We start from the raw sequence: 26,227 nt of genomic DNA, 5'->3' as shown, positions 1-26,227 counted from the left end.
AATGGTTCTATTATGGAATAATTATTCAAATCAAATGAAAAATTTGCAATTTGAAAAACCATAATAAGAGATGTAGATCATCTCTTATTATGGTTTTTTTTGTTTAATAACTAAACCATGTAAATTAATTAGAAAATGAGGTGCATATATGAAGGAAATAAGCAAAATACTTTTGAAAAGTGGAACCAATGAATTGGAAATAGTAGAGTTCAATATTGGTAAAAATTATTTTGGAATTAATGTCGCAAAAATAAAGGAAGTCGTGAGAAAAACAGACATTACAGAAATCCCCAATACCCACCCCTGTGTAAGTGGGGTAATAAAACATAGGAATAAGATAATAACAGTAGTCAACTTGCCCAAATATTTAAACTTGTCAATTGATCATTTAGAAGAAAATAGCTTTTTTATTATCACTTATTTTAATCAGATTACCATTGCCTTTCAAGTCAGTTCCGTTATAGGAATCAATAGGCTATCTTGGAAAGATGTAGAGAAGCCTGATGCAAATCTTTGTGGAGAACTAGAAAGTAATATTAGTGGCATTATCAAAAACAGCGAGAATGTAATTGCGATTTTAGATTTTGAAAAAATAATATTTGATATTAGTCCCAGAACTGGAATTCAAGTTTTAGATATAAAAACAATAGAACCTAGAGAACGTCGAAATAAACCTATCTTAATAGCAGAAGATTCTCAAATGCTGGCAAAAATACTAGAAGAATGTCTTAAAGAAGCAGGGTATGATGATTTAACCATAACTTCTAATGGCAAAGAAGCTTGGGATATATTACAGGAGGTAGAAAATAGGCAAGATAAAAAGCCTTATGAAATATTTTCTTGTGTTATTACGGATATTGAGATGCCACAAATGGATGGACATCATTTAATAAAATGCATAAAAGAAGATGCCATACTCAAAGACTTGCCTGTAGTGATATTTTCTTCGTTGATCAGTGAGCAAATAATGGAAAAAGGTAAAAAACTAGGTGCAAATGCGCAAATAAGTAAACCGGAAATAAAAAAATTAGTTGAGGTGATAGATAGTATGATTTTGAGCAAAGTAGAGACAAATACAAAATCAGGAGGCGAAATTATTTGAAATCATTGAAAAGTAGATTGATCATTGTGTTTACCCTATTAATTTTCATTTTAGTCAATGGACTATCGTGGGTATCTATCAATTTGGTTAGTAATAACTCAATAGAGGATGCACATGAAAATTTAAAAAACTTAATAGAAGTAGAAAGTCGATACATTGCTTCAAGAAGAGATCAAGAGTTAAATTATATAGATGCTTTAGCACAACATCCAATGATAACAGAGGAAGAAATCTCCTTTCAGGAAAAAATAGCTTTTTTTGAAAAAGAAGCCAAAAGAACAGGCTATGCTGCCTTTGCATTTGCAGATAAAAGAGGAAATAGCAGTGTTTTTAATAGTGCAAAAGAAACTACCAATATTGGAGATAGAGCTTATTTTACAGCTGCGTTTAATGGACAACCTGCTGCATCCGATATACTGATCAGTAGAGCTACAGGAGAAATGGTAATAATTTATGCAGCACCGGTTATCGTGCAGGGTGAGATAATAGGGGTGTTTTACGGTAGAAGGGAAGGTACTTTCTTAAGTGATATTGTCAATGATATAAACTATGGAGAAACTGGCTATGCTTATGTCATTAACAACGAGGGAACAATCGTAGCAGATAAAGATTTAGAACTTGTTTTAAAGCAGGACAATATGCTAGAAAACGCAAAAGAAGATGAAAGTTTCAAAGAACTAGCCAGTTTAATAGAAAATCAAATAGGTAATTGCGAAACTAAATTTGAAAAGTAATTAGAAGGGCAGAAAATTGAGTGCTGATTAAATTTTCTAAAGAGACAAGGCGTACCGGTTAACTATGCAATAAGTGGTTTTAAACTTCTGATATATTTGTGTTGATGTATTTTGTCAGCAAGGATAACTGTAACAAGCTGCGTTATACCAGCAATAATCAGGTCGGCATGCAATGTTTTAGCATTCTGTGTTCTTCGGTTAGCAATACAAAAGCTATCTTTGAAATGGTTAATGGTTTGCTCAACGACACCTCGGGCTTTATAGGTTTTATCCCAATCATCGGTACCACGAATGGCGCCTGGATATGCCCGTAAGTCTTTTTCAGGATACACATAAATCATTCTACCACAAGGTGATGAAGTACAGGGATTATCGCAATTATGCCGGCGTCGGTACTTGCCGTCTTCACATTTAGTCCAAGACATTTTCGGACAGACAAACTTGAAAGTAGGAATACCACAGCGAAGATGAGAAGTATTGCCTTCAGGCTTCATAGGTAGTTTTGGATCATGAGGACAACAGGGAATCCCATCTTCAGTAAGAGTGTATTCAGAGCTGCTAAGGGAAGAACGAGGATTTAAGGGAATATAAGCTTTATTGAACTTTAAATCCGAAAAAATTCCTTTGTAGATAGAAATGGTATCAAAAGCAGCATCTCCGATAAAGATATTAGGTTGAATGAGTGGATGTTTATTAAAAAAGTCAGATAACACTGGTAAAAGAGCTTTTGCATCACCAAGGGACTTATCCTCATCAGGAGAATCCGACTTTTTGTCAACAACGATGTTAGGATGAGCATTCATAAAATCTTGGTCATAAAAAGTAATATCACGAATAATACCAAGACCATTGGTGATCATCCCAAATTTATAGACATAACAAAAATGACCATTGATGTAAAGTTGCTTGATCTCTGGATTAGCAGCTGCATGAGAAGGCATGGAACCATAGGCTGCTTTATATGGATCATAGGAATCATCAAGGTTATGAGTCTTTTTAAAAGCTTTAAGTTGTTTAATAATTTTATTAGCGTATTTAGGATTGTTTTCAGTAACAAAAGCTTCAATGCCAGAAGTATCAAAGATAGTCATAGAAGCCTTATGAGGATCAATAGCCTGGCAAATAGGTTCAGTGACATCCACAAGATATTCAAAAAATGATTGTAAGTCTGGCAGAAAATCTTGTTTGAATCTAGTAAATCTAGAAGCATCAGGAACATTGGTGAAACCACAAAAATTTCTAAGTTCCTTAGAAAACTGAAGAAAAGTCAGCAACAATGTATCGTTTGGAATGGAGAAAATCCGCTGCAGAAGCAAAGCCCAAACCATTGATGTAAGATGATGTTTTCTAGGTCTGCCAGTAGATGCATAGTAATTACGATGAAAAGAAAGAGGGATTAACTCATCAAGATTAAGGTTTTCTTTTAAAAGAGAAAGAAAGTGATGCTTATCATTTTCAAAATAATTGGCACAATCGGAATAAATTTCAGCCAAAGAAAGCTGTTTGTGTGGTAAAATAGCCATATATAACTCCTTTCAGGTTGGGTGAATTTGTTTCTGTCAATTCAATTTTACCACAATCTGGTGAGGAGTTATATTTTTTTATGCTTAAAAAAGTCCCGCAATAGTGCGGGTTGCGGCGTTTGGCAAACGCCTATAGAAAATCAAATGCTGAAAGGAGAAATAGGTAGTGGGAGCTACACCTATGAAGGAATGGAAATGATCGTAGCCTTTGCACCTATTGAAGGGAGTCCTTGGGTTGGGGTATTAGGGATGGAAGCAAAGGAAGTTTTAAAGAAAGCACATAATTTAAGAAACCTTCTAATTATCCTTTCGTTAGCTGCAATTGTAATCGGTATGATGATAACTTATTTTATCAGTGGCAGTATCGTAAAACCCATTATAGCCTTAACATCCGCTATAGATAAACAAGCTAATCTAGATTTTAGTGTCCAACAAGGTACTGCTATATTAAAATATAGGGATAGAAAAGATGAAATCGGTAGGATTGCAAATGCCTTAAATATTATGGCAGATAATGTTAGAAGTTTTATAGGAAAGACAGCAGAAAGCACAAATCAAGTAGCTGCCTTATCAGAAGAATTTACTGCTACCTCCCAATATACAGCAACAGCTTCTGAAGAAGTAGCTAAAACAATAGAAGAAATTGCTAAAGGAATCGCAGAGCAAGCTGGTGATACGGAAGCCGCTGCTGGACATACGGAGGATATGGGGAGAGTAATCGAGGAAAATAAAAAGCATATAAAAGAACTAAATTCATCTCTAGAAGAAATAGACAATCAAAAAGACGAAGGATTTATCTTATTAAAGGAATTAGTAGAAAAAACAAACCAAAGCAATATATCTTCTAAAACAATATATGACATTATATTAAGTAATGATAAAAATGCAGAAAAAATAGATCAGGCAAGTACCATGATTCAAAGCATATCCGATCAAACAAATTTATTGGCATTAAATGCAGCAATAGAAGCAGCGAGAGCAGGAGAGGCTGGAAGGGGTTTTGCGGTTGTAGCAGAGGAAATTAGAAGGCTCGCAGAACAATCCCATGATTTTACAAAGGAAATAAAACAGGTGATTGAAGAGTTGAAATCTAAATCTCAAGGTGCAGTAAGTGGAATGAATGAAGTAAGAGGAATTATAGCTGCTCAAACTAAAAGCGTAAAAGATACAGAACAAAAATTTGAAGTGATTGCATTCTCCATTGGAAGCACAAAAAATAGCATAGCACAACTGAATTCATCGGCAGATAAAATCAATATAACCAAAGATAAATTATTGGATTTAATGGGAAACTTATCAGCAGTAGCAGAGGAAAATGCAGCAGGAACAGAGGAAACTTCTGCTTCTATGGAAGAACAAACAGTATCAATAGATGAAATCGCCAATGGGAGTGAAGAGCTGGCAAAAATAGCGGAAAAACTACAGCAATTTATTTCCCGATTTAAAATATAAGAAAGATGCTTTATGTAAAAAAATTCTAATTATAAGTAACTCAAAATTACATATTATGAAGGAGGACATAACTATGAAAAAAAATATCCAGCTTCAAAAGCGAATTAAGAAAGAGTGTAGTGAAGGTTCAAAGGCGTTTTTTGAAGTGCTTTCAAAATTTACAACAAAACTAAATGGTATTACTGTAGAGAAGGAATATCTTATAGAAGAATGTCTAGGAGAAATCGGAAGGAGGACTGATGCTTCTCGAGTGTATGTTTTCTTGTTTAGAAATGATTTAGAATATATGGATAACGCTTATGAATGGTGCGAGAAAGGTGTTAGTGCTGAAAAACACAACCTTCAAAATTTAAGAACGGAGCTATGTCTTTGGTGGATGGAAAAATTAAAGGCCAATGAAATGATTGTGATTGAAGATGTGGAAGAAATGCCAGAAGAAGCAGAAGTAGAAAAAGAAATCCTCTTAGAGCAAGGAATAAAATCTCTTATTACATTACCTATTTTTCACAAAGACCATTTAATAGGCTATATTGGTATTGACAATACTTTTCAAAATAAAAAATGGAGTATTGAATCTCAGTTTTTATTAAAATTAATTTCAGAAATTTTTTCAGAAATTTTTGAGAAACTGAAACAAGAAAAACAACTTCAATATATGAATAAAGAGCTTAGTAGTAGAGAGAAGAACTTAGATTCGTTTGAATTACGAAGTATTCAACAAGAAGAAATGAGACAATACAGTCAAAGTAACCCTTTTTCACAAGCTATAGGAGTAAATAAAATAGACATTAATGAAACCATAGAATATGTATTTAATACTTTGAATTGTGATATGAAAATTTTCGATAAGGTGGAATTGAATTTTTCAAAAGACCTGCCTTCTATCTTATGTAATAGGATAGAAATTAGTCAAGTTATTATGAACATACTTAAAAATGCCATTTATGAAATCAATAAAAAGACAGCACTTTTTTCTGAACAGAAAAAAGCTGTTTATAATAGTTTGCAAATAGCAACGTATCAAGACGAGGGCTACTTAATTTGTGAAATAGAAGATAATGGAAGAGGACTTTGTGATGAGGCAAAATGCAAGGTATTTGAGCCTTTTTTTACCACAAAAGAAATAGGAGTAGGAACGGGACTTGGACTAGCCGTAGCTTATGATATTATTACTAATAAATACAATGGAGAAATAATAGCAGAGGATAGCCAATGGCAAGGTGCTAAATTTACTATAAAATTACCTTTAACTCAATCATCGGAATCCTTGATCTAAAGAAAATAAGAAAATAAGAAGATAAAAAGAAGCAAGGCTACCTATGGTGGCTGTTGGATTGTTTTTATATTTGAAGGAAAAGATTGTTTGACATAACAGGATTACGAATTCTGGGGATATAGTCCTATTTCGACAAAAAAACCGAAAAAAAGCAGGGATAAGCTAAAACATGGCGAATATATATATGTTGTATTAACAATCTGAAAAATATCCATATAATTCTAGTGTAAGGGTCCTAAATCTTTAAAGCTACACAAAAAAGCAGAGATATCTGAAAATATAACAAATAATATAGTTTGTGCTAAAAAATACCAGAATAGTAAATGGTTCTAGTACTGAAGACCTGATTCTACATAATAATACAAAAAAAAGCAGGGATAAACAAGGATATGACAAATATAGTATAATGCTTTGAAAAATGGAATCTAATCTCACTTCTATGGGTAAGACCTACAAACAATACTGATACAAGAGATTAATTAGGGCAATAAGTACATAACTACACAATAAGCTCGTTGATTAAGGAGGGATACAATGACAAATGGGTTATATAGTAATATAAACTTATTAAATAGTGCAATGAGTGCTTCGTGGGTACGGAATGAGGCCATTTCAAATAATATTGCAAATGCAAATACACCAAATTTCAAAAAATCTACTGTGGAATTTGAAACACATTTAAAGAATGCACTTCAAGGGAATAGCGTTTCTGGTGAAAGAACCCATGTAAAGCATATTGCAATAGGTGCTGAAAGGGTAGAAGAAGTAAAGTATAAAGTGAGGAGTCACGAAGGCTACCGGACACGTAGAGATGGAAATAATGTGGATATTGATGTGGAAATGGCTGAATTGGCAAAAAATCAAGTGATTTTCAATACTTTATCAACTCAAATTAATAATGAATTTAGACGAATAAAAACAGCAATTAATGAAGGGAGAGGGTAGATATGTCTTATTTTAACGCCATTAACACAAGCGCAAGTGGCTTGACAGCAGAGAGATTTAGAATGGATACCATCTCAAAGAATATCGCCAATGCAAACACAACGCGCACGCCTAATGGTTCTCCCTACAAGCGACAAGTTGTGCTTTTTCAAAGCAAAGAGGATGCAAAGGGCTTTTCTAGTCAGCTTGAGCGCATTATGAATAATAATGAAAAGCCAGGCGGTGTTGAAGTGGTAGGCGTAAAAAATGATTCTTCACCCTATCGACAAGTATATGACCCAGGTCATCCTGATGCCAATGAAGAAGGCTATGTTCTGATGCCAAATGTGGATATTGTCGTAGAAATGGCTAATATGATTTCAGCCACAAGAGCATATGAAGCGAATACAACAGCACTTAATGCGACAAAATCCATGGCAATGAAAGCACTGGAAATTGGAAGATAGTGGGGGAAATGTAAATGCAGGTTAACAGTTTATTAAAAATACAAAATCAAAATTCCATAGAAAATTTAGGTTTATTTCAAAAAGAAAGCAATAATAGTCAGACAACATTTAATGATTTATTCAAAAATGCAATCAATGAAGCTAATATACTAGATCAAATGGCACAGAATGATTCTGTAAAGCTTGCTACTGGAGAATTAGATAATATTCATGAGGCTATGATTACCGCTCAAAAAGCTGATGTTTCATTGCAATTCATCATGCAGGTAAGAAACAAAGTATTAGATGCCTACAGAGAAATCATGAGGATGCAGATTTAATATTGCTAGAAATGAGGTGGATTGATGTCGGAAGCGGTGGAACAAATACGTAATCAGCTGAATGAATATGTTCAAGGTTTAGATAAGAACAAAAAGATTAAGATTGGCCTTTCGGCCCTTTTCATTTTAATCTCACTTACAGGAATTATATATTTTTTTTCAAGACCAGATTATGTGGTGTTATATAATAATTTGAACCCAGAAGAATCTGGGTCAGTGATGGAAACACTACAGGGTAGCAATATTCGCGCAGACTTTGGCGATACAAGTGGAACAATTCTTGTTAGAAAACAAGATGAAAAAAGAGCTCAAGTCGTTGTTGCTACACAGGGGTTGCCTACGGCACGTTTCTCCTATGAAGATGCTTTTTCGGGAAATTCGTGGATGATGACAAGTGAGGAACGAGCACAACGAATTCTAATTGCCCAGCAAAATTATTTAGCCAGTACTATGGAAGAAATCCCAGGGGTCAGTAAGGCTGTGGTAAACCTGACAATACCAGAAAGAACAGGGTTTATGATGGCTGACAATAACGCAAATGCCAAGGCTTCAGTTTGGCTTGATATATCAAGTAATGCGAACCTGGAAAGCGGTAGTATTAAAGGGATTGCCATCCTTGTGTCCAATGCAGTCCAAGGGCTTGAGCCAGAGAATGTAACGATTCACGGACCTGATGGTCGGGTGTTAAACCAAGAAGCAGGAAGCGATAGTAGCTTGCTAGGGGCAAGCGATCAAATGAACTTACAACAAGCAGTGCAAAAAGATCTAGAAAAAAGTATTACTGACTTCCTATCAAGCGTTTATGGACATGGTAATGTTGTTGTCATGGCAGGGGTGAGACTGGGCTTTGATAGCAATGTGACAGAACTAGTGGAGTTTGCACCACCTATTGAAGGTCAAGAAACTGGAATCATTCGAAGTATGCATGAATTAACCCATACTGCCATTGATGGTCCAGGAGGTGGAATTCCCGGAGTAGATCCAAATGTGGGAGACATCCCTCAAAATGTTGAAGATGATGAATATCTTTCTAGATATGACGAAGCCAGTCAAACAATTAATTATGAAATCAATGAACTGCGCCAAAAAATCGTAAGAGCACATGGACAGGTACATGACATTTCCGTAGCAGTATATGTAAATAAGAGCACATTGGCTGATGGGGACTTATCAGATCAAGAAAGAAGAGAACTGATTAATATTGTATCGGCAGCTGCAGGCTTGGATACAAGAGTTGTCCAAGTCGGTGTTCAAGAATTCAATGATTCTCTGGCGGATCAATGGCAGCTGGCTATGGATGGAAATTTGGCAGCAGGTGAAGGCGGCCAGCCATGGTGGTTAATTGGTTTGCTAGCAACATTGATATTAGGAGCAGCATACATTGTCATTAACAAAGTTAGAAAAAACCGAAGCCAAGAAGAAGAGATTCTAGTTCAAGATGTGATGATTCCAGATGAACTAGAGGAAATCAACTTAGACTTATCAGGCTCTCAAGTAAAACAGCAAATCGAAAAGTTAGTCAATAAGAAACCAGATGCAGTTGCCCAGATGTTGAAAAATTGGATCAATGAAGAATAGAGGTGAGGAGATGTCTAAGAGAGCAGGTAAAGGAGAATTAACAGGTCGGGAAAAAGCTGCGATTTTATTGATTAGTCTAGGACCAGAATATTCCGCACAAATATTCAAACATTTGACTGATGAGGAGATTGAAGAATTAACATTAGAAATCGCCAATATGCGTAGGGTTTCTCCCCTAGAAAAAGAAAAAGTACTGGCAGAATTTCACGAAGTTTGTATTGCCCAGGAATACATATCTGAGGGAGGTATCAATTACGCCAAGGATGTATTGGAAAAGGCCTTAGGCTCTCAGAAAGCAATGGATATTATTAATAAGCTAACAGCTTCATTACAAGTAAAACCCTTTGACTTTGCTAGAAAAGCCGATCCAAATCAGTTGTTAAGCTTTATACAAAATGAGCATCCACAAACAATTGCATTGATATTAGCATATCTATCCTCAACACAATCAGCACAAATACTATCGGCACTACCCCAGGCAAAGCAATCTGAAGTAGCAAGACGGATTGCAACCATGGATCGTACGTCGCCGGATATTATAAAAGAAGTAGAAATGGTTCTTGAAAGAAAACTATCTTCACTAGTTAATCAAGACTATACATCTACTGGAGGCATTCAAGCCATTGTCGACATACTAAATTCAGTAGACAGAGGAACAGAGAAAAATATAATGGATACATTGGAAATGCAAGATGCTGAATTGGCTGAAGAAATTAGGAAACGTATGTTTGTATTTGAAGATATTATTAGCTTAGATAGCACATCAATTCAAAGGTTTATTAGAGAAATTGATAATAAAGAACTGGCCATTGCACTAAAGGGAGCTACCGAAGAAGTGTCCGATGTAATCTATGGAAACATGTCTAAACGCATGGCAGAAATGATCAAAGAAGATATGGAATTCATGGGACCTGTACGATTGCGTGATGTAGAAGAAGCACAGCAGAAGATTGTAAATATCATTAGAAAACTAGAAGAAGCTGGTGAAATTATTATTGCTAGAGGTGGAGGAGATGAAATAATTGTTTAAGATTTATAAGGCCACTGATGTAATGATAGGAGAAAGACGATCGGTAGATTTTGTGAAAGATAAACAAAACAATGCAAAAAAGAAATCTTCCGAACAACAAAATTCCGACCATCAAGCTTCTCAAAACTTGGAAAATGAGATTAATAACTTAAAAATGGAGCAGGTACAGATCATTAAAGAAACCGAGGAAAAACATAAACAGATGATCGATGAAACAAACATAGAAGTAAAGCGTTTAATGACTGAAGCTGAAGAAGAGAAAAAGTCTATCTTTGAGGCAGCTGAATCAGAAGGGTTCCAGAGGGGACTCCAACTAGGGAAAGAATCGGGATATGAAGAAACCAAAATAATTATTGAAGAGGCAAAGTTGATCAAACAAGAAGTACAACAAGAGAAAACGAAAATGGTTAAAGACATAGAAAGTGAAGTAATCCATCTTGTGATTGATGCTGTAAAAAAGATAATTGATATACAAATGGAAGAAGACGATGGATTGATTATAAACATTGTGAAAAAAGGATTAGATAAATGTGCTTACACCGAGAGGTTAATTATTCGAACAAATCCTGCAGACTTTGCCCTGCTTCAAAGCGCTAAAAATAGAATTTATATGATGACTGAAGGCGTAGATGAAATTGAAGTGAAAAATGACCCTGCCCTTAAGGCTGGCAGTATTATTATTGAAACTTCATCAGGTACAATCGATTCTAGTGTTGAAACACAAATAAGGCAAATTGAGAATAAGTTTATAGAGCTTATACAAAGTGGGGAAATCAATGACAGGTAACCTATTGAAAAAATATCAAGTAGCCTTAAATGAACTAGATTTAGTGAAGTATACTGGCCGAGTGTCACAAGTGATTGGACTAACTATAGAAGCCATTGGACCAGCAGTGAAAATTGGCGAAGTGTGTAAAATATTCCCACTAAAAGGAGCTAACCCCATACTGGCTGAGGCAGTAGGTTTTAGAGAAAAAAAGGTATTGCTCATGCCCTTAGGGGAAATGGAAGGTATTGGACCAGGAAGTAAAGTGGAAGCCACAGGCAGCACACTCTCAATCAATGTAGGTGAAGCGCTTCTAGGCCGCATCTTAGACGGTTTAGGAAATCCCATTGATGGAAAGGGTCCCATAGAAGCACACACGGCTTACCCTGCCATGGGAAGTCCCGTAAACCCATTATTGAGAAAGACAATAAAAGAACCATTATCCCTAGGGGTTAAGGCAATTGATGGACTCCTAAGCTGTGGAAATGGACAACGGATTGGTATCTTTGCAGGAAGTGGAGTTGGAAAGAGCACATTATTAGGTATGATTGCACGAAATACAAGAGCAGACATTAATGTGATTGCATTGATTGGAGAAAGAGGTCGAGAAGTTAAGGAATTCATTGAAAAGGACTTGAAGGAAGAAGGCTTGAAGAGGTCGGTAGTAATCGTAGCAACATCTGACCAACCAGCGTTGATTAGAATGAAGGGAGCCTTGTTGGCCACCTCTGTTGCTGAATATTTTAGAGACCATAACAAAAATGTAATGTTATTAATGGATTCCCTGACAAGATTTTCTATGGCCCAAAGGGAAGTTGGACTTGCTATTGGGGAACCACCCGTAACCAAAGGATATACACCCTCTGTATTTGCGATTTTACCTAAACTGCTAGAACGCTCTGGAACCTCTGATAAAGGTGCTATTACAGGTCTTTATACAGTCTTAGTAGATGGTGATGACATGAATGAACCCATTGCAGACGCAGTAAGAGGAATATTAGATGGACATATCGTTCTCTCTAGAAAGATCGCTAATCGCAATCATTACCCTGCAATCGACGTACTGGCAAGTGTCAGCAGAGTCATGGATAGCATTGTAGGAAAAGAGCATATAAAATTGGCAAATGAATTAAAGGAAATACTATCTACATATAACGATGCGGAAGATTTAATTAATATAGGGGCTTATGTGAAAGGCTCTAACCCTAAAATTGATCGCGCAATAGAAAAGATTGACGCTGTTAATGAATTTTTAATCCAGACAACAGATGAAAAGATAACCTTTCAAGAATCAGTTGACATAATGAAAAAAATTCTATAGAAAAGGAAGGGGATACCTAGTGATTAATCATTTCTCTTTTCGATTTAATACAGTTTTAAAAGCTAAAAAAACCATGGAAGATAATAGAAAAAGTGAATTTGGTTTTGCAATTCAAAAACAACAAAGTGAAGAAACTAAATTGATCCACCTTCTTACAAAAAGAAACGAAATCATTAAGAAAAAAGAAGTGAAAGCTAAGAAAGTATTTAAGATTAAAGAAATGAAAGAGCTTAATTCCCAAATTAAAATGATTGATGATTTAATTGTTCAACAAAGAAAGGTACTTCGAGAAAAAGAAGAAGCTGTTAACCATACTAGAAAAGAATTAATCCAGGCCTCAAAGGCTAAAAAAACCTTTGAAATTTTGAAAGAAAAAGATTATGAGGTTTTTAAATATGAGCAGGCAAAGGATGAGGAGAGCTTAGTTGATCAACTCGTCTCATACAAAGCAGCAACTCGATAGGGGAGGTCACAATGTCAGTTAGCCTTCGGAAAGAAAAAAAAACAATATCATTTAAGGCAATCATTACTATTTTGACTGTTATTCTTATGGTACCATTACTAATGTTACTGATTCTTTATTACAGCAATCAAGCCTTTAAAAGTACGACTCATGGTGTCTTAGAAGGACTTCCTGGTTCTGCTGGGGAATACTTTCAAGCGATGCCTACAGCGGAAGAGGAAGAGGAGCTAAAAAGGGAAATTGCCAAGAGTTATATAGCAATGGAGCAAGAAAGAATTGCTGATAAGTTGCTGTTAATTCGTAATGAGGACCAACAACTATATAATGATTTGGTGATACACTTAAATAGACTCAATAGTAGAAAAATGACCACTGTACAGGAAATCATTAGAAGAAATGATATTAGAGACGACCTACTAGTAGGGCTGTTTGATGAAATGCAGCATGAAGAAAACCAAGAAATTGCAAATATTGCAGGACAGTTTACGGCTTTAGATCCGATTCAAGCCATTCGAACTATTGAAAGAAATCATCGTGATGGACAACTATTGATAGATGAGTTAAGCAAGGCTTTTGCAGTCATGAATATTGAAGATGCAGCAATAATCTTAGCCTACTTAGATGAGAGTATTAAGGAGCAAGTGATGTATCAATTGCCTATTAATCTTCGAAGAAATGTCAACGACAGAATTAATGAAATTCGTCAGCATCAGTTATATCTTATTGAACTATCCACATATTACGAGAACCAATTAAATGAAGATGCCCTAGGTGATATCGGAGACGATCAACAGTTCAGTATGGAAGACTTAGCTGCTATCTATCGGGTGATGTCTTTAGAAAAAGGGGCTCAACTGCTATCAACAATTGAAGATCGTGAGTTTAAATTAAGTCTATATGAAAGCATAAATCAGTTAGAAAAACTTATGGGGTACACGCCTAATACCGCTGAACTCCTAGCTAAAGGAACACAAGCCTACAAAGATTACGATATAAAAACCACCGAGTTGACTGATATATATCAAAGAATGAATCGATCTGAGTTAGCTGATTTGATGGAGAGAATGTGGACAAGAAACCAAGTGTTCAATCAGATCGAATTAACAACAACAGATACGATTGTATTCAACGAAAGAATGTTAGTCGTTGATGTTTTAAACAAACTAAGGACCAATGTCGTGGCAGAATTAATGGAACTCATGGAACCACAACGGGTGACGGAAATCTCCCAGGCATTAATTTCATAACTGAAAGGAGGTGAAAAAACAGATGAATATAATGAATATGATTGCAGCAAATAGTAGAATAACAGTATTTCAAAAGAATCATGCTAATTCCTTGGATAAAAGCGAACAGAACAAGGGGTTTAGAGATCATTTGGATAATAAAATGAATACGCAGGATTCAAAGCGTGACGACAAGGCAATGGGTCGAACGGATACCAGTACAAGGGAAAAAAATATTAATCAAGAATCAAGTACAGATCAAAAGTTACAAAAGTCTAATGATGAGCGCGTATCTAATGAGGATCAAAGAGATGATAAACAAAAGAGTGATCCCCACGAGGAATTGAAACACGAAGACGATGTAACTTTGGCAGCTCTAGTCAATCAGTTTATCAACTTCGAAATAATTGAAGAACTAGCTGAGAAGGATTTAGAGGAGTTTCAAACATTGCTAAGCTTAAAAGAATTAGAGTTGGCCAAGGAGGGACTGGATGTTAAGGCAGTAGTTGAAATCTTATACACTGCCATTTCAGAAATAGAGTTGCTGAGCCAAGTGGAGGGAATGGATCAACTGAAGGGGCAATTAGAAGCATTAATTAGTGAATTGAATAGCCTTGAGATGAAAGCCCTTAATGTCTACTTTGATAATCAAGTAGTGGCAACCCCTGACAAGACATTGATGGATCAGTCAAAAAAACTTGAAACTGCACAAGAAGTGGCTGACATGGATGCTCATCAAAAAATGGATGAATCAACTAAAGTAAATCCTCAAATGAATTTAAAGGAACATATTAAAGTAGAGGAAGAAGTAGATGTAAAGGAATCACCTGAGGTTTCTACCTATCAAAAAGTGCAGTTACAGGGACAGTCTGAATCTCTTCAAAATGATATTTTTACCGAAACTGATTTAGAGAATGACGTACAGAATATTGTATTAGAGCACATCACCCAAGGAAGAATGGAAAGCTTTGATCCAGAAAGAATTCAAGAAACAACTGCAAAGAGCTTAATAGATCCACAGGAATTGATTGAAAAGTTAGTTGATAAAATAAAGTTTAATGTCAATCTAGACAGAAGCGAAATGCAGTTTCAACTTCAACCAGAGAATCTGGGAAAAGTGTCAGTGAAGGTGTCATTTGATAGTGGTGAGGTCATAGCAAAGGTCTATGCGCAGTCGATACAAGTTAAAGAAATTATTGAAGCAAATCTAAATCAACTTCGGGATGCATTGACGGAACAAGGCTTAGCCATAGGGCAACTGGATGTTTCCGTGGGACAAGATTCCAGAGAAGCTTTCCAACAGTTTGAACAATGGGGTCTAGGAAAAGCCACGAAGAAAAATAAAGGGCAAAATGTGAACTATGGTGGCAACATTGATCTCGCAAAGGTGCTACCCAGGAATCCTTATTTAACTGCTTCACAATTTGATCACTTAGCCTAAGGAGATGATTATATGTCGAATATCTCAGAAATACAAAATCAATATAGATATCATGAACCCAATGAAAAGAAAAAAAATACAAGTGACTTAGATAAGGATGCTTTTCTAAAACTTTTAGTAACGCAGATGAGCAACCAAGATCCTTTGAACCCAATGGAAGATCGTGAATTCATTTCTCAAATGGCTCAATTTAGCTCTTTAGAGCAAATGCAAAACCTTAATGATGGTTTGAAGGATACAAAAGAATTATTAGCCGATCATATCACACAAATGAACAATAACTTAGTTAAGAGTCAAACCACAATTGCAGATCAGCTAGATTTAATGAATATACAAATTAATAAGGTGTTGAACCATATCAGCCCAGAAGCTCCAGAGAATGAGGACAATGAAGCAGGAGGCACAACGACAGAATAAGAAAAAGAAGACAGATGTAATAAAAAATAACTAGATGGTCATGCATAAAATAGGAGGTGGCTATGATCAATTCTATCAAAACAAATCATCATATGATCCAAAAACTCTATGATACTAAGGAAAAAGCAACTACGATCAAGTCAGTTCAAGATAAATTTGCATTTCAACAAATATTGCAGAATAAGATTGGTGAACAACAAAAAGTAAAATTCTCAAAACATGCCCTTGATCGATTGGAACAGAGAAACATCAAGCTAACTTTACAGGAAATAGATAAAATAGATAAGGCCATCAACTCTGCAGCTAATAAAGGATTAAAAGAGACACTGATTTTAATGGATAATCGCGCATTTATTGCCAGTGTACAAAACAAAACCATTATTACGGCGGCTGATGGAGATCAATTAAAGGGAAATGTCTTTACAAATATAGATGGTGCGGTGATTATCTAGGCTGGACCTTAACTGGAAGCCTATCTCTCCTAAACGATTGACGGGGAGACGCACTAAATACAAAAGGAGGAAATAGACGATGATGAGATCTATGTTTTCAGCGGTATCAGGGCTCCAAGCTCACCAATTACGAATGGATGCCATTGGTAATAATATCGCCAATGTCAATACGGTAGGATATAAGGGAACAAGAGTGACCTTCCAAGAGGTATTTAGCCAAACAATAAGAGGTGCAGGGGCTCCACAAGGCGGCAGAGGGGGGACTAACCCGCAACAAGTAGGACTAGGTGTAAACGTAGCCTCCATGAGCACATTTCACGTTAGAGGTTCTGCAGAAAGCACAGGATATAATACTGATTTAATGATTAACGGAGACGGCTTTTTCATTGTGTCATCTGATGCTAACGATCAAAATCATACATATACAAGAGCAGGAAATTTTGAATTAGATGAAGCAGGAAATCTAATTACACCCGGCGGTCAACGGGTAATGGGGAATATGTATGATGTGGAGTCTGGAAGAATGGGTACTGGATTACAAGGATTACAAATTTCAAAATCCATGACTTCTCCGCCTATGTCAACGGGAGTGCCACTTACTGATCCGCAGGATGCAACAATACCGAAGAGTGTTTTCTTTGGTGGTAATTTAAATTCTGATGTGCAACCCAATGCAACATTACCTGTATTGGATGAATTTCTTGAAGATTTAGTGGATGCAGAGGGCAAAAGCTCTGTGGCTAGAGACACTACCTTTACAGTCTACGACGAGCTAGGAGGAACCCATGACATTAGACTAGCCTTTGTTAAGACAGAGGAAAATAAATATGGTGTATATGTAGTTGAAAATGGAGTGATAACAGATAGGATTGACCATGAATTGGAATTCGAACAGGGCAAGTTATCTGATGGAACTGACTTAGTCCTTGAACTTACAGGTTTAGGAAATGGAGCAAGCGACTTTACATTCACAGTAGACTTTGGAGCTGTTACCCAAGTTTCTAATGAATCTGATGTATCTGCTGATGTGAGGGTTGGATACAAGCAAGGAAATTTAGAGGATTTTACCATTGATTCTAGCGGTGTCATCACTGGAGTTTTCAACAATGGATACAAAAGACCCATAGGACAAGTGGCCATTGCAAATTTCCGAAATCCTGCGGGCTTAGAGAAAATTGGCGAGAACATGTATCGAAATTCACCAAACTCTGGGGAACCCTTGGTAGGAACACCAGGAAGTGGGGGAAGAGGAACGCTTAATCCAGGAACTCTTGAAATGTCAAATGTTGATCTTTCAAGAGAATTTACCAATATGATTACAACCCAAAGAGGATTCCAGGCTAACTCTAGGATTATTACTACAAGTGATGAAATGCTTCAGGAAGTGGTGAATATGAAGCGATAAAAAATTAAATTTTCCTGAACTCCAGTAATGGAGTTCAGGAGATAAAAAAGGAAGGATTATATGATTAGAGTAAGTCGTCTAAATCAGAAAGAATTTGTGCTAAATGCAGAGTTGATTGAACTGATTGAGGAAACCCCAGACACACTCATTACATTGGTAAATGGCCACAAGATGATGGTATCTGAAAGTGTAGATGAAGTGGTTGGAAAAGTGATGCACTATAAACATAGAATACATAGCGGAAGTTTTGAAAAGTAATAACCTTTCATGGAATGAGGTGTAGATTTGGATATAGCAACAATTATAGGGATTATTGTGGGGTTAGGATTTGTGGTTATGGGAATTACTGCTGATGGAGATATTGCGGGATTCTTACAATTATCATCTATGTTAATTGTCTTTGGAGGAACGTTTTCCGCTACTTTAGTAGCATACCCCCTACAACAGGTATTAGATACTATTAAAATCGTTTCAAAGGCCTTTTCTAATAATAAAGTAGATCCTGGCTCCATCATTAAAAGCATTATTGAATTAGCAAATGTTGCTCGTAAGGAGGGACTTTTGGCCTTGGAGGAAGCTGCAGAAGGAATAAATGAAGATTTTCTGCAAAAAGGCGTGATGCTTATTGTAGATGGAACAGATCCAGAGCTTGTTAGAAATCTATTGGAAACAGAGTTGGCTTTTATTGAAGAAAGACATCAGGGAGGACAAGGACTATTAGAAATGATGGGAGCGCTGGCTCCCGCCTTTGGTATGGTGGGTACATTAATTGGACTTATTAATTTGTTAAGAGATTTAGATGACCCTGCTTCCATAGGACCCAACATGTCTGTCGCACTGTTGACAACCTTTTATGGGGCATTGATGGCAAACTTGATTTTTATTCCCTTAGCAAATAAGCTGAAGCTAAGAAGTAGAGAAGAAATTTTAAGAAAAGAAATTATGGTAGAAGGTTTACTTTCAATACAAGCTGGGGAAAACCCTAGAATTATTGAAGAAAAACTAAAAGCATTCTTACCGCCTAAGCTAAGACAAAGTGAAGAAGAAGAAAGTCGGGAAAGTGAGGAAGCATAATGGCTCGAAAAAAAAATGAGGAAAGAAGGATCTACTGGATCACCTGCCTGGATGGCTACTTATGCAGATATGGTTACCTTATTACTCTGTTTTTTCATCCTATTGTTTACTTTTTCTGAAATTGATGCCAAAAAATTTCAAGCCGTTATGCAATCATTTCAAGGCTCGTTAGGAGTACTGGACTCTGGCAAAACAATAGAAGATAGCGACTATATCACTGAAGCAATGCTTGAGGAATTGACCACTAATGAACAAGTGGAGTGGGAAGACTTTAGAAAACTTCAAGAGATCGTAGAAAACTATCTTGATGAAAATGGATTGGCTTCAGATATTTTAGTTTTGTTGGAGAGTAGAGGACTCATTTTACGCTTCCACGATAACATTCTTTTTGATTCTGGTAGAGCTGAACTTAAGAGTCGTCCTATGGAGATTTTGAAAGATTTGGCTGGTTTTTTAGACGGAGAGGAATTTCAAAATAAACACATTCGTGTGGAGGGGCATACAGACACGGATCCCTTGCGTGTTACATCTAAGTATGAAACCAATTGGGAACTTTCTGTTGCAAGAGCTTCTAATGTTGTCCGGTTTTTAATAGAGGACGCAGGTGTCACCCCAGAGAGATTTTCTGCGGCTGGATATGGTGAATATCGACCATTGGCAGCCAATGATACCATAGAAAATAAGGCTATAAACAGAAGAGTCGATGTTGTGATTCTGCGTTCAGAGCTTTTGGACTTTAGACCCTAAACAGAAGGAAATGAGGGAAAGGCATGGATACAAAGAAGGTAATCATTTATGCACTAATTGCATTGGTCATATCAGCTGTTGTTTTTGGAGGCGTTTTATACTTTACAATGTTTAGAACCCCCAGTGAAACCCCAGAAGAGATAAAAGTATATGAATATAATCTAGGGGGATTTACCACAAATTTAAGTACTGTTAGAAGTTATTTTAAGGGTGAAATTGTGATTGAAACAACTGAAAAAGCATTACTAGGCGTTTTTGTAGAAAAGAACGCTGAGTTACGAGATCAAATCATCAAAGTCTTTATTGGAAAAGAATCTGTGGATATTTTAGATCCAGAAGGACAACAACAGTTGAGAGAAGAATTAATTCGTGTGATTTCAAATGTAACAAAGTCTGATGAGATAACAAACTTATACTTTGTAGATTACATAATCCAGTAGGAGGTGAAGTTGTTGTCTGATGTATTATCGCAAAATGAAATTGATGATTTATTACAAGCCCTGAATTCAGGTGAAGTTGAAATTGAAGAAATGAAGGATGAAAAGATAGAGAAAAAAATTAAGAGCTATGATTTTAAAAGTCCCAAAAAACTTGCTAAAGACCAATTAAGAACATTACAAATCATTCATGATAATTTTTCCAGAATGCTAAATACGTTTCTGGCAGGTTATTTAAGAACCTACGTTCAAGCAGATGTATTAACAGTGGAGGAGCTTTCCTATTATGAATTTAGTAACTCTGTTGTGAATCCAGCAGTGTTATCCATTATAAACTTTACACCTTTAGAGGGACAAATTATAGTTGATATCTCTCCTAGTATTTCCTTTACTTTAATAGAAAGAATTCTTGGGGGAGTGGGAAAAGGGACAGAAGAAGTACGTCCTTTTACAGAAATAGAAACAACTTTAATTAAAAAGTTAATGAGGCAAGTAATCAACTTGATGGTTGATCCATGGGAAAATGTCATTGAACTACAGCCTAAACTAGATAAAATTGAAACAAACTCCCAGTTTGCTCAAATTGTGTCTCCTAATGACACTGTTGCTTTAGTAACACTTAATCTAAAGATTGGGGATGTGGAGGGAATGATGAATATCTGTATTCCACATATTGTGATTGAACCCATTTTAGATAAATTAAGTACGAAACTTTGGTTTTCAAATATTAGTAAACCAGTAACGGAAAGTGATAAAAAAGCATTACAAAAAAGAGTGGAAAAAAGCACGGTGAACATTACTGCTCAGTTAGGTGGTACATGCGTAACTGTCAAAGATTTTTTAGAATTACAGATTGGCGACGTCATCATGTTAGATAACCCAGTTAACAAAGAGCTACAGATATTAGTGGGAGACAAAATCAGATACAGGGGCCTTCCTGGAACCTCAAAAAACAAATTGGCTGTAAAGGTGACAGGAATTGACGAGAAGGGAGATGAGATATATGAGTGATATGCTTTCACAAGAAGAAATTGATGCGTTGCTTAGTGGCAACGCTAATACACCCTCAGATAATGATGGGATAGATGAAGGATTTACTGATGATGAAAAGGATGTTATTGGTGAAGTGGGCAATATTAGTATGGGAACTGCTGCCACAACATTATCCACATTACTTGGACAAAAAGTAAAAATTACAACGCCTCGAGTAAGTGTGTTGACCTTCGAAGAAATTGCACAAGAATATCCGTTGCCTTTTGTGGCGGTAGATGTGAAATATAAAGAAGGGTTAGAGGGTGTTAATTTACTCATTCTTAGAGAAAAAGATGTGAAAATTATCACTGATTTAATGATGGGTGGAGAAGGTGTGGCTTCAGAGGAACCTTTGTCAGAACTTCATTTAAGTGCCATAGGTGAAGCCATGAATCAAATGGTAGGTTCTTCCTCCACTTCTTTATCTGAAATGTTTGGTAAAAAGATTGATATAAGTCCGCCCCATGCCTTTACTCTTGATCTCACTAGCGATGTGAATGCCCCAGAATTTATAGAACATTTTCAAAGTCCAGACAAAAATTTTGTCAGAATTGCCTTTAGAATGGTTATAGGCGAATTAATTGATAGTGAGATTATGCAATTAATCCCATTAGACTTTGCAAAGGAGATCACTAGCACATTACTAAGAGGAGCACAATACACTGAAGAAATGCCTTCTGAAGAAATACCTAACGAAAGAATGCATACCGAACCGATAGCTCATGCAAATAGTGAAGAAAACCGTATCACACAAGAAAAGAGTAATCAACAACCTCATCTTAGTGATCATGATGCACCGGTTCAACAACGACAACAACCATCTTTAGAAAACAGTAAAATAAACGTACAACCTGTTCAATTTCAGTCCTTTGACCAACAATCTAACAGAGGGTTGCCTGAGAATATTGCACTGATTCAAGATGTCCCACTGAGTGTGACTGTAGAATTAGGTAGAACGGTAAAAAAAATAAGTGAAGTACTTGAGTTTGGTCCAGGTACCATTATTGAGTTGGAAAAAGTGGTTGGAGAGCCCTTAGACATCTTAGTGAATGGTCAGTATGTAGCTAAGGGAGAAGTTGTTGTCATCGATGAAAATTATGGCATTCGAATTACAGACATCGTAGCACCAGCTAAGCGATTATCGAAAATTTAATAAACAACTACTCCATTAACGACAAAAAATGATATAATATACTAAAATGAATTATTGATACTTGTAAATAATCTGAAAAGCACAGTATCTTATCTATAAATAATTTGTGATTGCAATCATAAGGAGGAAAAGAAATGTCGAATAGAGTTTTAATTGTTGATGATGCAGCATTTATGAGAATGATGGTTAAGGATGTATTAACGAAAAATGGGTATGAAGTAGTGGGTGAAGCGGAAAACGGCTTGAAGGCAGTGGAGAAGTTTAAAGAATTAGACCCCACCCTTACCATAATGGATATTACGATGCCTGAAATGGATGGGATACAAGCGGTTAAAGAAATAAAGAAAATAGATCCTAATGCGAAGGTGATAATGTGTTCGGCTATGGGACAGCAATCAATGGTTATTGAAGCAATTCAAGCAGGGGCAAAGGACTTTATTGTGAAACCTTTTCAAGCAGATCGTGTGATTCAAGCGGTTAAAAAAGCAATCGGGTAAAAAGGAGTTCATAAACTGTGGAATTTAAAACTGTATTAATAGTACTTGTTTTTACAATCATTACTGTAGTCATTGCCCATTATATGACTACTTTAATTGGCAAGAAATCAAATCAATTTTTTGTCAATAAAGAAGTTAAAGTGCTAGAACGTGCACCGATTGGCTTTCAGTCTAATATTACAATTATTCAGGTTAGGGGAAAAATATATATACTGTTATTTCAGAATAAACGTGTGGAAACCATTGATGTGATTAAAGAAGAAGATTGGGATGCCTACCAGCAAGTACAACCAGGTCAAGGGATAGAAGAACAAAACCAAGTACCTTTAATGAGGTTCAATCATCTACTAACAAAGCACCTAAAAAAGATTATACCCACAAGCAACCTGCATAAAAAGGATGGCAATGATGAAGATGAAAAATAAGATCCTAGTAAATCAAATGAATCGTTTTCGTTGGACTATGGTACTAATGATTAGTCTATTTATAATTGTTATGATGACGTCTTCTACACAGGCTCAGCCAAATACCTTTCCCATACCATCTATAGGAATAAATGTTGAAGAAGCTGACAATCCCCAAGAAGTAGCTGCATCCTTGCAAATTTTATTTTTATTAACCATTCTTTCTATTGCACCAGCAATACTGATTATGATGACAAGCTTTACTAGAATTGTCATCGTATTATCGTTTTTGAGGAATGCAATTGCAACACAGCAAACCCCACCAACGCAAATAATCATTGGACTGGCTTTGTTTTTAACTTTTTTCACAATGGCTCCTATTGCGACGGATATTAATACCAATGCGTTACAACCATACCTCGCTGAAGAGCTCGGTCAGGAAGAAGCACTGGAAAGGGCTATGGAGCCAATTAGAGAATTCATGTTTAGACAAACCAGGGAAAAGGATCTTGCTTTATTTATTGAAGTCTCAAATAGCGAGATGCCAACTGAAGTTGCAGACATTGCAACATCAACACTAATCCCTGCTTTTATTATTAGTGAACTAAAAACTGCTTTTCAAATGGGTTTTATTCTTTTCATTCCTTTTATCGTTATCGATATGGTCGTTGCCAGTACACTGATGGCCATGGGAATGATGATGCTACCACCAGCTATGATTTCACTACCATTTAAACTACTATTATTTATTATGGTAGATGGTTGGAATATTTTAGTTCGTGCTTTAATAATGAGTTTCAATTGATTTGAGGTGAGGGAATGTCAGAGGCAATGGTAATTGAATTAGGGCAACAAACCATGTTCACAATATTAACGATGTCAGCTCCTATGCTAGGATTTGGCTTACTTGTTGGGTTAGCGGTTAGTATTTTTCAGGCAACCACACAAATTCAAGAAGCGACATTAGCATTTATACCTAAGATCATTGCAGTTTTAGGTTCTGTTGTTATATTTGGTCCATGGTTATTATCGATTATCATAAATTTTACTTTACGATTATTTACTAACATGAATAGTTTTATACAGTAGGTGTGAATAAAAATGGATGATACAATTACACAAATATTATCAAATATTGATATCTTTATTCTTTTGATTGTGAGGATATCAGGAATATTCATCATTGCACCTATATTTAGTAGAAACAATATACCAATGATGTCAAAAATTATTTTTTCAGTCTTTTTAGCATTGATTATACTTCCATTGGTTACTATTTCTGAGGATTTTGCAGCGAATACATTTTTTGCTTTAATGGTGTATGCAATTCAAGAGTTTGCATTAGGGATAACAATCGGATTTATTGGATCTATCTATTTTTCAACCTTCTACTTAGCAGGGATGATCGTTGACACACAGATTGGCTTTGGGATGGTAAATGTATTTGATCCTCAAATGAACACCCAGCTTCCGATTATGGGGAATGTGTACAATCTATTAATTTCATTAGTATTTCTGGCTGTAAATGGCCATCACTTACTGATAAAGGCAATGTTTGATAGTTATGATGTGTTACCTATCGGATTCCAATTCCAAGTGAGTGAAGCATTAATTATGCATCTGACAATCATTTTCATGGAAATATTTATGATGGCTTTTAAGCTTAGCGCACCCATACTGGCAACAATTTTTCTTGCAAATGTGTTATTGGGAATATTAGCGAGAACAATGCCACAGATGAATGTGTTTATTGTAGGAATGCCTTTGAAAATCATAGTGGGATTAGTAACGATTATGATTGCATTACCGTTCTTAGTACCCTTCGGTAACGCACTATTTGAAAAAATGTTTACCAGTATAGATCACATAATAGAACTCCTGTTTGAGGGATGATAAAATGCAATTCAAAATTAATTTACAACTTTTCACAGAAGAAAAAACAGAAAGACCTACCCCTAAAAAAAGAAAAGATTCCCGAGAAAAGGGACAGGTACTACAAAGCAAAGAATTGAATTCTGCTTTTCTACTAATAGGGGCTTTTGTCATACTAGGTCTTTTTTCAAGCTATATAGGCATGACAATGAAATCATTCACAAGATCTATTTATGTTGAATACTTGAATACAGATTACTTGTTTTCTATACAAAATTTATATCGTTTGTTGGTATATAGTTTGTATAATCTTTTGAAGATTATTGCACCTATTTCTATTGCTTCACTACTCATTGGTCTCGCTGTGAGTTATTTACAAGTAGGATATTTATTTACTACGAAAACACTAGCCTTTAAGCTGAGTAAGCTTAATCCAATTGAAGGATTTAAAAAGATCTTTTCGTTAAAGGCCATTGTTGAGCTAGCTAAGTCTTTTATTAAAATAGGGTTAGTAGGTTATATCGTGTTTCAGTATGCCCAGGGACAATTAGAAACAATCTTCAACACTATGGCAATGGATATGGATGGTATTATTCAAGTTTTAATATATATCTTAGTGAACATAGGAATAAGGGCAGGAGTTGTCTTACTTGTTTTAGCGGGATTTGATTACTTGTACCAAAAATATGAATATGATAAAAACCTTAAGATGACAAAACAAGAAACCAAAGAGGAATATAAGCAAAGTGAAGGAAATCCTCAAATTAAATCCAAGATTAAAGAAAAACAAAGACAAATGTCCACGAAACGGATGATGCAAGAGGTACCGAAGGCAGATGTGATTATCACAAATCCTACTCACTTTGCCATTGCGATTCAATATAATCCTGATGATTTTCAAGCACCAAGAGTCATTGCAAAGGGACAGGATATCTTGGCACAAAGTATAAAAAAAGTTGGTTTAGAAAATGATGTGCCTATTGTTGAAAATAAACCATTAGCAAGGAGCTTATATGACACAGTAGAAATAGGAGCTTTTATACCAACAGAGTTATATCAAGCTGTTGCTGAAATCTTAGCATATGTATATAGAATTAATAACAAGGTTTAAGGA

Annotated in this window: 30 protein-coding genes; 29 read left to right on the top strand and 1 reads right to left on the bottom strand. The window is 35.8% G+C overall.

What is annotated here, in order from left to right; genetic code table 11:
- Positions 1-148: 148 nt before the first annotated feature.
- Positions 149-1,102, top strand: coding sequence for a chemotaxis protein CheV (locus tag AMET_RS13485; protein WP_012063855.1), 954 nt, complete (start codon positions 149-151; stop codon positions 1,100-1,102).
- Positions 1,099-1,836, top strand: coding sequence for a cache domain-containing protein (locus AMET_RS13480; protein ID WP_049765265.1), 738 nt, complete (start codon positions 1,099-1,101; stop codon positions 1,834-1,836). The genes AMET_RS13485 and AMET_RS13480 overlap by 4 nt, the downstream gene beginning before the upstream one ends.
- A gap of 62 nt (positions 1,837-1,898) precedes the next feature.
- Here AMET_RS13480 and AMET_RS13475 read toward each other — a convergent pair whose 3' ends face one another.
- The gene (locus tag AMET_RS13475) at positions 1,899-3,353 is read right to left on the bottom strand and encodes an ISNCY family transposase (RefSeq protein ID WP_041721426.1); all 1,455 of its coding nucleotides are present in this window, start codon (positions 3,351-3,353) and stop codon (positions 1,899-1,901) included.
- A gap of 150 nt (positions 3,354-3,503) precedes the next feature.
- Here AMET_RS13475 and AMET_RS13470 point away from each other — a divergent pair, with 150 nt between their 5' ends.
- The 27 genes from AMET_RS13470 to flhB all read left to right on the top strand — a co-directional run bounded on the left by AMET_RS13470 (position 3,504) and on the right by flhB (position 26,224).
- Positions 3,504-4,811 carry a methyl-accepting chemotaxis protein gene (locus AMET_RS13470; RefSeq protein ID WP_049765263.1) on the top strand — a complete coding sequence of 436 codons (1,308 nt, stop codon included), beginning with the start codon at positions 3,504-3,506 and terminating at the stop codon, positions 4,809-4,811.
- A 73-nt stretch (positions 4,812-4,884) separates the two neighbouring features.
- Complete coding sequence (locus AMET_RS13465; RefSeq protein WP_012063854.1) at positions 4,885-6,087, top strand: GAF domain-containing sensor histidine kinase; 1,203 nt, start codon at positions 4,885-4,887, stop codon at positions 6,085-6,087.
- Between the two features lie 534 nt (positions 6,088-6,621).
- Positions 6,622-7,032 carry a flagellar basal body rod protein FlgB gene (gene flgB / locus AMET_RS13460; protein WP_012063853.1) on the top strand — a complete coding sequence of 137 codons (411 nt, stop codon included), beginning with the start codon at positions 6,622-6,624 and terminating at the stop codon, positions 7,030-7,032.
- Positions 7,033-7,034: 2 nt separating this feature from the next.
- Complete coding sequence (flgC, locus tag AMET_RS13455) at positions 7,035-7,478, top strand: flagellar basal body rod protein FlgC (protein ID WP_012063852.1); 444 nt, start codon at positions 7,035-7,037, stop codon at positions 7,476-7,478.
- Between the two features lie 14 nt (positions 7,479-7,492).
- Positions 7,493-7,798 (top strand): flagellar hook-basal body complex protein FliE, encoded by a 306-nt coding sequence (fliE, locus tag AMET_RS13450; RefSeq protein ID WP_012063851.1) that lies wholly within the window; start codon positions 7,493-7,495, stop codon positions 7,796-7,798.
- A 24-nt stretch (positions 7,799-7,822) separates the two neighbouring features.
- Positions 7,823-9,376: a flagellar basal-body MS-ring/collar protein FliF gene (gene fliF / locus AMET_RS13445; RefSeq protein WP_012063850.1), complete on the top strand. Its 1,554-nt coding sequence runs from the start codon at positions 7,823-7,825 to the stop codon at positions 9,374-9,376.
- A gap of 10 nt (positions 9,377-9,386) precedes the next feature.
- Positions 9,387-10,406, top strand: coding sequence for a flagellar motor switch protein FliG (gene fliG, locus AMET_RS13440; RefSeq protein ID WP_012063849.1), 1,020 nt, complete (start codon positions 9,387-9,389; stop codon positions 10,404-10,406).
- A complete protein-coding gene (locus tag AMET_RS13435; protein WP_012063848.1) occupies positions 10,399-11,193 on the top strand; it encodes a FliH/SctL family protein in 795 nt (264 codons plus the stop codon). Before fliG ends, AMET_RS13435 begins: the two co-directional genes overlap by 8 nt.
- Entirely contained in the window at positions 11,183-12,493 is a 1,311-nt protein-coding gene (gene fliI, locus AMET_RS13430) for a flagellar protein export ATPase FliI (RefSeq protein ID WP_012063847.1), read from the top strand. The genes AMET_RS13435 and fliI overlap by 11 nt, the downstream gene beginning before the upstream one ends.
- 19 nt (positions 12,494-12,512) lie before the next feature.
- Positions 12,513-12,956, top strand: coding sequence for a flagellar export protein FliJ (fliJ, locus tag AMET_RS13425; protein ID WP_012063846.1), 444 nt, complete (start codon positions 12,513-12,515; stop codon positions 12,954-12,956).
- Positions 12,957-12,967: 11 nt separating this feature from the next.
- Positions 12,968-14,203 (top strand): hypothetical protein, encoded by a 1,236-nt coding sequence (locus AMET_RS13420; protein WP_012063845.1) that lies wholly within the window; start codon positions 12,968-12,970, stop codon positions 14,201-14,203.
- Between the two features lie 22 nt (positions 14,204-14,225).
- The gene (locus tag AMET_RS13415) at positions 14,226-15,623 is read left to right on the top strand and encodes a flagellar hook-length control protein FliK (RefSeq protein WP_012063844.1); all 1,398 of its coding nucleotides are present in this window, start codon (positions 14,226-14,228) and stop codon (positions 15,621-15,623) included.
- A 12-nt stretch (positions 15,624-15,635) separates the two neighbouring features.
- The gene (locus AMET_RS24395) at positions 15,636-16,040 is read left to right on the top strand and encodes a flagellar hook assembly protein FlgD (protein WP_012063843.1); all 405 of its coding nucleotides are present in this window, start codon (positions 15,636-15,638) and stop codon (positions 16,038-16,040) included.
- Positions 16,041-16,102: 62 nt separating this feature from the next.
- Positions 16,103-16,492 (top strand): TIGR02530 family flagellar biosynthesis protein, encoded by a 390-nt coding sequence (locus AMET_RS13405; protein ID WP_012063842.1) that lies wholly within the window; start codon positions 16,103-16,105, stop codon positions 16,490-16,492.
- 79 nt (positions 16,493-16,571) lie between these two features.
- Positions 16,572-17,897, top strand: coding sequence for a flagellar hook protein FlgE (locus tag AMET_RS13400; RefSeq protein ID WP_012063841.1), 1,326 nt, complete (start codon positions 16,572-16,574; stop codon positions 17,895-17,897).
- 60 nt (positions 17,898-17,957) lie between these two features.
- Complete coding sequence (locus tag AMET_RS13395) at positions 17,958-18,155, top strand: flagellar FlbD family protein (protein ID WP_012063840.1); 198 nt, start codon at positions 17,958-17,960, stop codon at positions 18,153-18,155.
- 27 nt (positions 18,156-18,182) lie between these two features.
- The gene (locus AMET_RS13390) at positions 18,183-18,971 is read left to right on the top strand and encodes a motility protein A (RefSeq protein WP_012063839.1); all 789 of its coding nucleotides are present in this window, start codon (positions 18,183-18,185) and stop codon (positions 18,969-18,971) included.
- Between the two features lie 15 nt (positions 18,972-18,986).
- The gene (locus AMET_RS13385) at positions 18,987-19,718 is read left to right on the top strand and encodes an OmpA/MotB family protein (protein ID WP_012063838.1); all 732 of its coding nucleotides are present in this window, start codon (positions 18,987-18,989) and stop codon (positions 19,716-19,718) included.
- 23 nt (positions 19,719-19,741) lie between these two features.
- Positions 19,742-20,158: a flagellar basal body-associated FliL family protein gene (locus AMET_RS13380; protein ID WP_012063837.1), complete on the top strand. Its 417-nt coding sequence runs from the start codon at positions 19,742-19,744 to the stop codon at positions 20,156-20,158.
- A 3-nt stretch (positions 20,159-20,161) separates the two neighbouring features.
- On the top strand, positions 20,162-21,166 hold the full coding sequence (fliM, locus tag AMET_RS13375; RefSeq protein ID WP_334290543.1) for a flagellar motor switch protein FliM: 1,005 nt from the start codon (positions 20,162-20,164) through the stop codon (positions 21,164-21,166).
- The gene (gene fliY, locus AMET_RS13370) at positions 21,159-22,340 is read left to right on the top strand and encodes a flagellar motor switch phosphatase FliY (protein WP_012063835.1); all 1,182 of its coding nucleotides are present in this window, start codon (positions 21,159-21,161) and stop codon (positions 22,338-22,340) included. The genes fliM and fliY overlap by 8 nt, the downstream gene beginning before the upstream one ends.
- A 134-nt stretch (positions 22,341-22,474) precedes the next feature.
- A complete protein-coding gene (locus AMET_RS13365; protein ID WP_012063834.1) occupies positions 22,475-22,837 on the top strand; it encodes a response regulator in 363 nt (120 codons plus the stop codon).
- Between the two features lie 17 nt (positions 22,838-22,854).
- Positions 22,855-23,262: a flagellar biosynthetic protein FliO gene (locus tag AMET_RS13360; protein WP_012063833.1), complete on the top strand. Its 408-nt coding sequence runs from the start codon at positions 22,855-22,857 to the stop codon at positions 23,260-23,262.
- The gene (gene fliP, locus AMET_RS13355; protein WP_198135345.1) at positions 23,252-24,046 is read left to right on the top strand and encodes a flagellar type III secretion system pore protein FliP; all 795 of its coding nucleotides are present in this window, start codon (positions 23,252-23,254) and stop codon (positions 24,044-24,046) included. The genes AMET_RS13360 and fliP overlap by 11 nt, the downstream gene beginning before the upstream one ends.
- Before the next feature lie 14 nt (positions 24,047-24,060).
- Positions 24,061-24,330 (top strand): flagellar biosynthesis protein FliQ, encoded by a 270-nt coding sequence (gene fliQ / locus AMET_RS13350; RefSeq protein WP_012063831.1) that lies wholly within the window; start codon positions 24,061-24,063, stop codon positions 24,328-24,330.
- A gap of 12 nt (positions 24,331-24,342) precedes the next feature.
- Entirely contained in the window at positions 24,343-25,134 is a 792-nt protein-coding gene (fliR, locus tag AMET_RS13345) for a flagellar biosynthetic protein FliR (RefSeq protein WP_012063830.1), read from the top strand.
- 4 nt (positions 25,135-25,138) lie between these two features.
- Entirely contained in the window at positions 25,139-26,224 is a 1,086-nt protein-coding gene (gene flhB, locus AMET_RS13340; protein ID WP_012063829.1) for a flagellar biosynthesis protein FlhB, read from the top strand.
- The last annotated feature ends 3 nt before the right edge of the window (positions 26,225-26,227 follow it).

Source organism: Alkaliphilus metalliredigens QYMF, assembly GCF_000016985.1.
Classification (GTDB): Bacteria; Bacillota; Clostridia; order Peptostreptococcales; family Natronincolaceae; genus Alkaliphilus_A; species Alkaliphilus_A metalliredigens.
This window is presented reverse-complemented; position numbering and strand designations above follow the sequence as displayed.

Coding starts and splice junctions, on each gene's coding strand:
- AMET_RS13485 (WP_012063855.1), top strand. CDS start 149: ATGAAGGAAATAAGCAAAATACTTTTGAAAAGTGGAACCAATGAATTG.
- AMET_RS13470 (WP_049765263.1), top strand. CDS start 3,504: ATGCTGAAAGGAGAAATAGGTAGTGGGAGCTACACCTATGAAGGAATG.
- AMET_RS13465 (WP_012063854.1), top strand. CDS start 4,885: ATGAAAAAAAATATCCAGCTTCAAAAGCGAATTAAGAAAGAGTGTAGT.
- flgB (WP_012063853.1), top strand. CDS start 6,622: ATGACAAATGGGTTATATAGTAATATAAACTTATTAAATAGTGCAATG.
- flgC (WP_012063852.1), top strand. CDS start 7,035: ATGTCTTATTTTAACGCCATTAACACAAGCGCAAGTGGCTTGACAGCA.
- fliE (WP_012063851.1), top strand. CDS start 7,493: ATGCAGGTTAACAGTTTATTAAAAATACAAAATCAAAATTCCATAGAA.
- fliF (WP_012063850.1), top strand. CDS start 7,823: ATGTCGGAAGCGGTGGAACAAATACGTAATCAGCTGAATGAATATGTT.
- fliG (WP_012063849.1), top strand. CDS start 9,387: ATGTCTAAGAGAGCAGGTAAAGGAGAATTAACAGGTCGGGAAAAAGCT.
- fliI (WP_012063847.1), top strand. CDS start 11,183: ATGACAGGTAACCTATTGAAAAAATATCAAGTAGCCTTAAATGAACTA.
- AMET_RS13420 (WP_012063845.1), top strand. CDS start 12,968: ATGTCAGTTAGCCTTCGGAAAGAAAAAAAAACAATATCATTTAAGGCA.
- AMET_RS13415 (WP_012063844.1), top strand. CDS start 14,226: ATGAATATAATGAATATGATTGCAGCAAATAGTAGAATAACAGTATTT.
- AMET_RS24395 (WP_012063843.1), top strand. CDS start 15,636: ATGTCGAATATCTCAGAAATACAAAATCAATATAGATATCATGAACCC.
- AMET_RS13405 (WP_012063842.1), top strand. CDS start 16,103: ATGATCAATTCTATCAAAACAAATCATCATATGATCCAAAAACTCTAT.
- AMET_RS13400 (WP_012063841.1), top strand. CDS start 16,572: ATGATGAGATCTATGTTTTCAGCGGTATCAGGGCTCCAAGCTCACCAA.
- AMET_RS13395 (WP_012063840.1), top strand. CDS start 17,958: ATGATTAGAGTAAGTCGTCTAAATCAGAAAGAATTTGTGCTAAATGCA.
- AMET_RS13385 (WP_012063838.1), top strand. CDS start 18,987: ATGAGGAAAGAAGGATCTACTGGATCACCTGCCTGGATGGCTACTTAT.
- AMET_RS13380 (WP_012063837.1), top strand. CDS start 19,742: ATGGATACAAAGAAGGTAATCATTTATGCACTAATTGCATTGGTCATA.
- fliY (WP_012063835.1), top strand. CDS start 21,159: ATGAGTGATATGCTTTCACAAGAAGAAATTGATGCGTTGCTTAGTGGC.
- AMET_RS13365 (WP_012063834.1), top strand. CDS start 22,475: ATGTCGAATAGAGTTTTAATTGTTGATGATGCAGCATTTATGAGAATG.
- fliP (WP_198135345.1), top strand. CDS start 23,252: ATGAAAAATAAGATCCTAGTAAATCAAATGAATCGTTTTCGTTGGACT.
- fliQ (WP_012063831.1), top strand. CDS start 24,061: ATGTCAGAGGCAATGGTAATTGAATTAGGGCAACAAACCATGTTCACA.
- fliR (WP_012063830.1), top strand. CDS start 24,343: ATGGATGATACAATTACACAAATATTATCAAATATTGATATCTTTATT.
- flhB (WP_012063829.1), top strand. CDS start 25,139: ATGCAATTCAAAATTAATTTACAACTTTTCACAGAAGAAAAAACAGAA.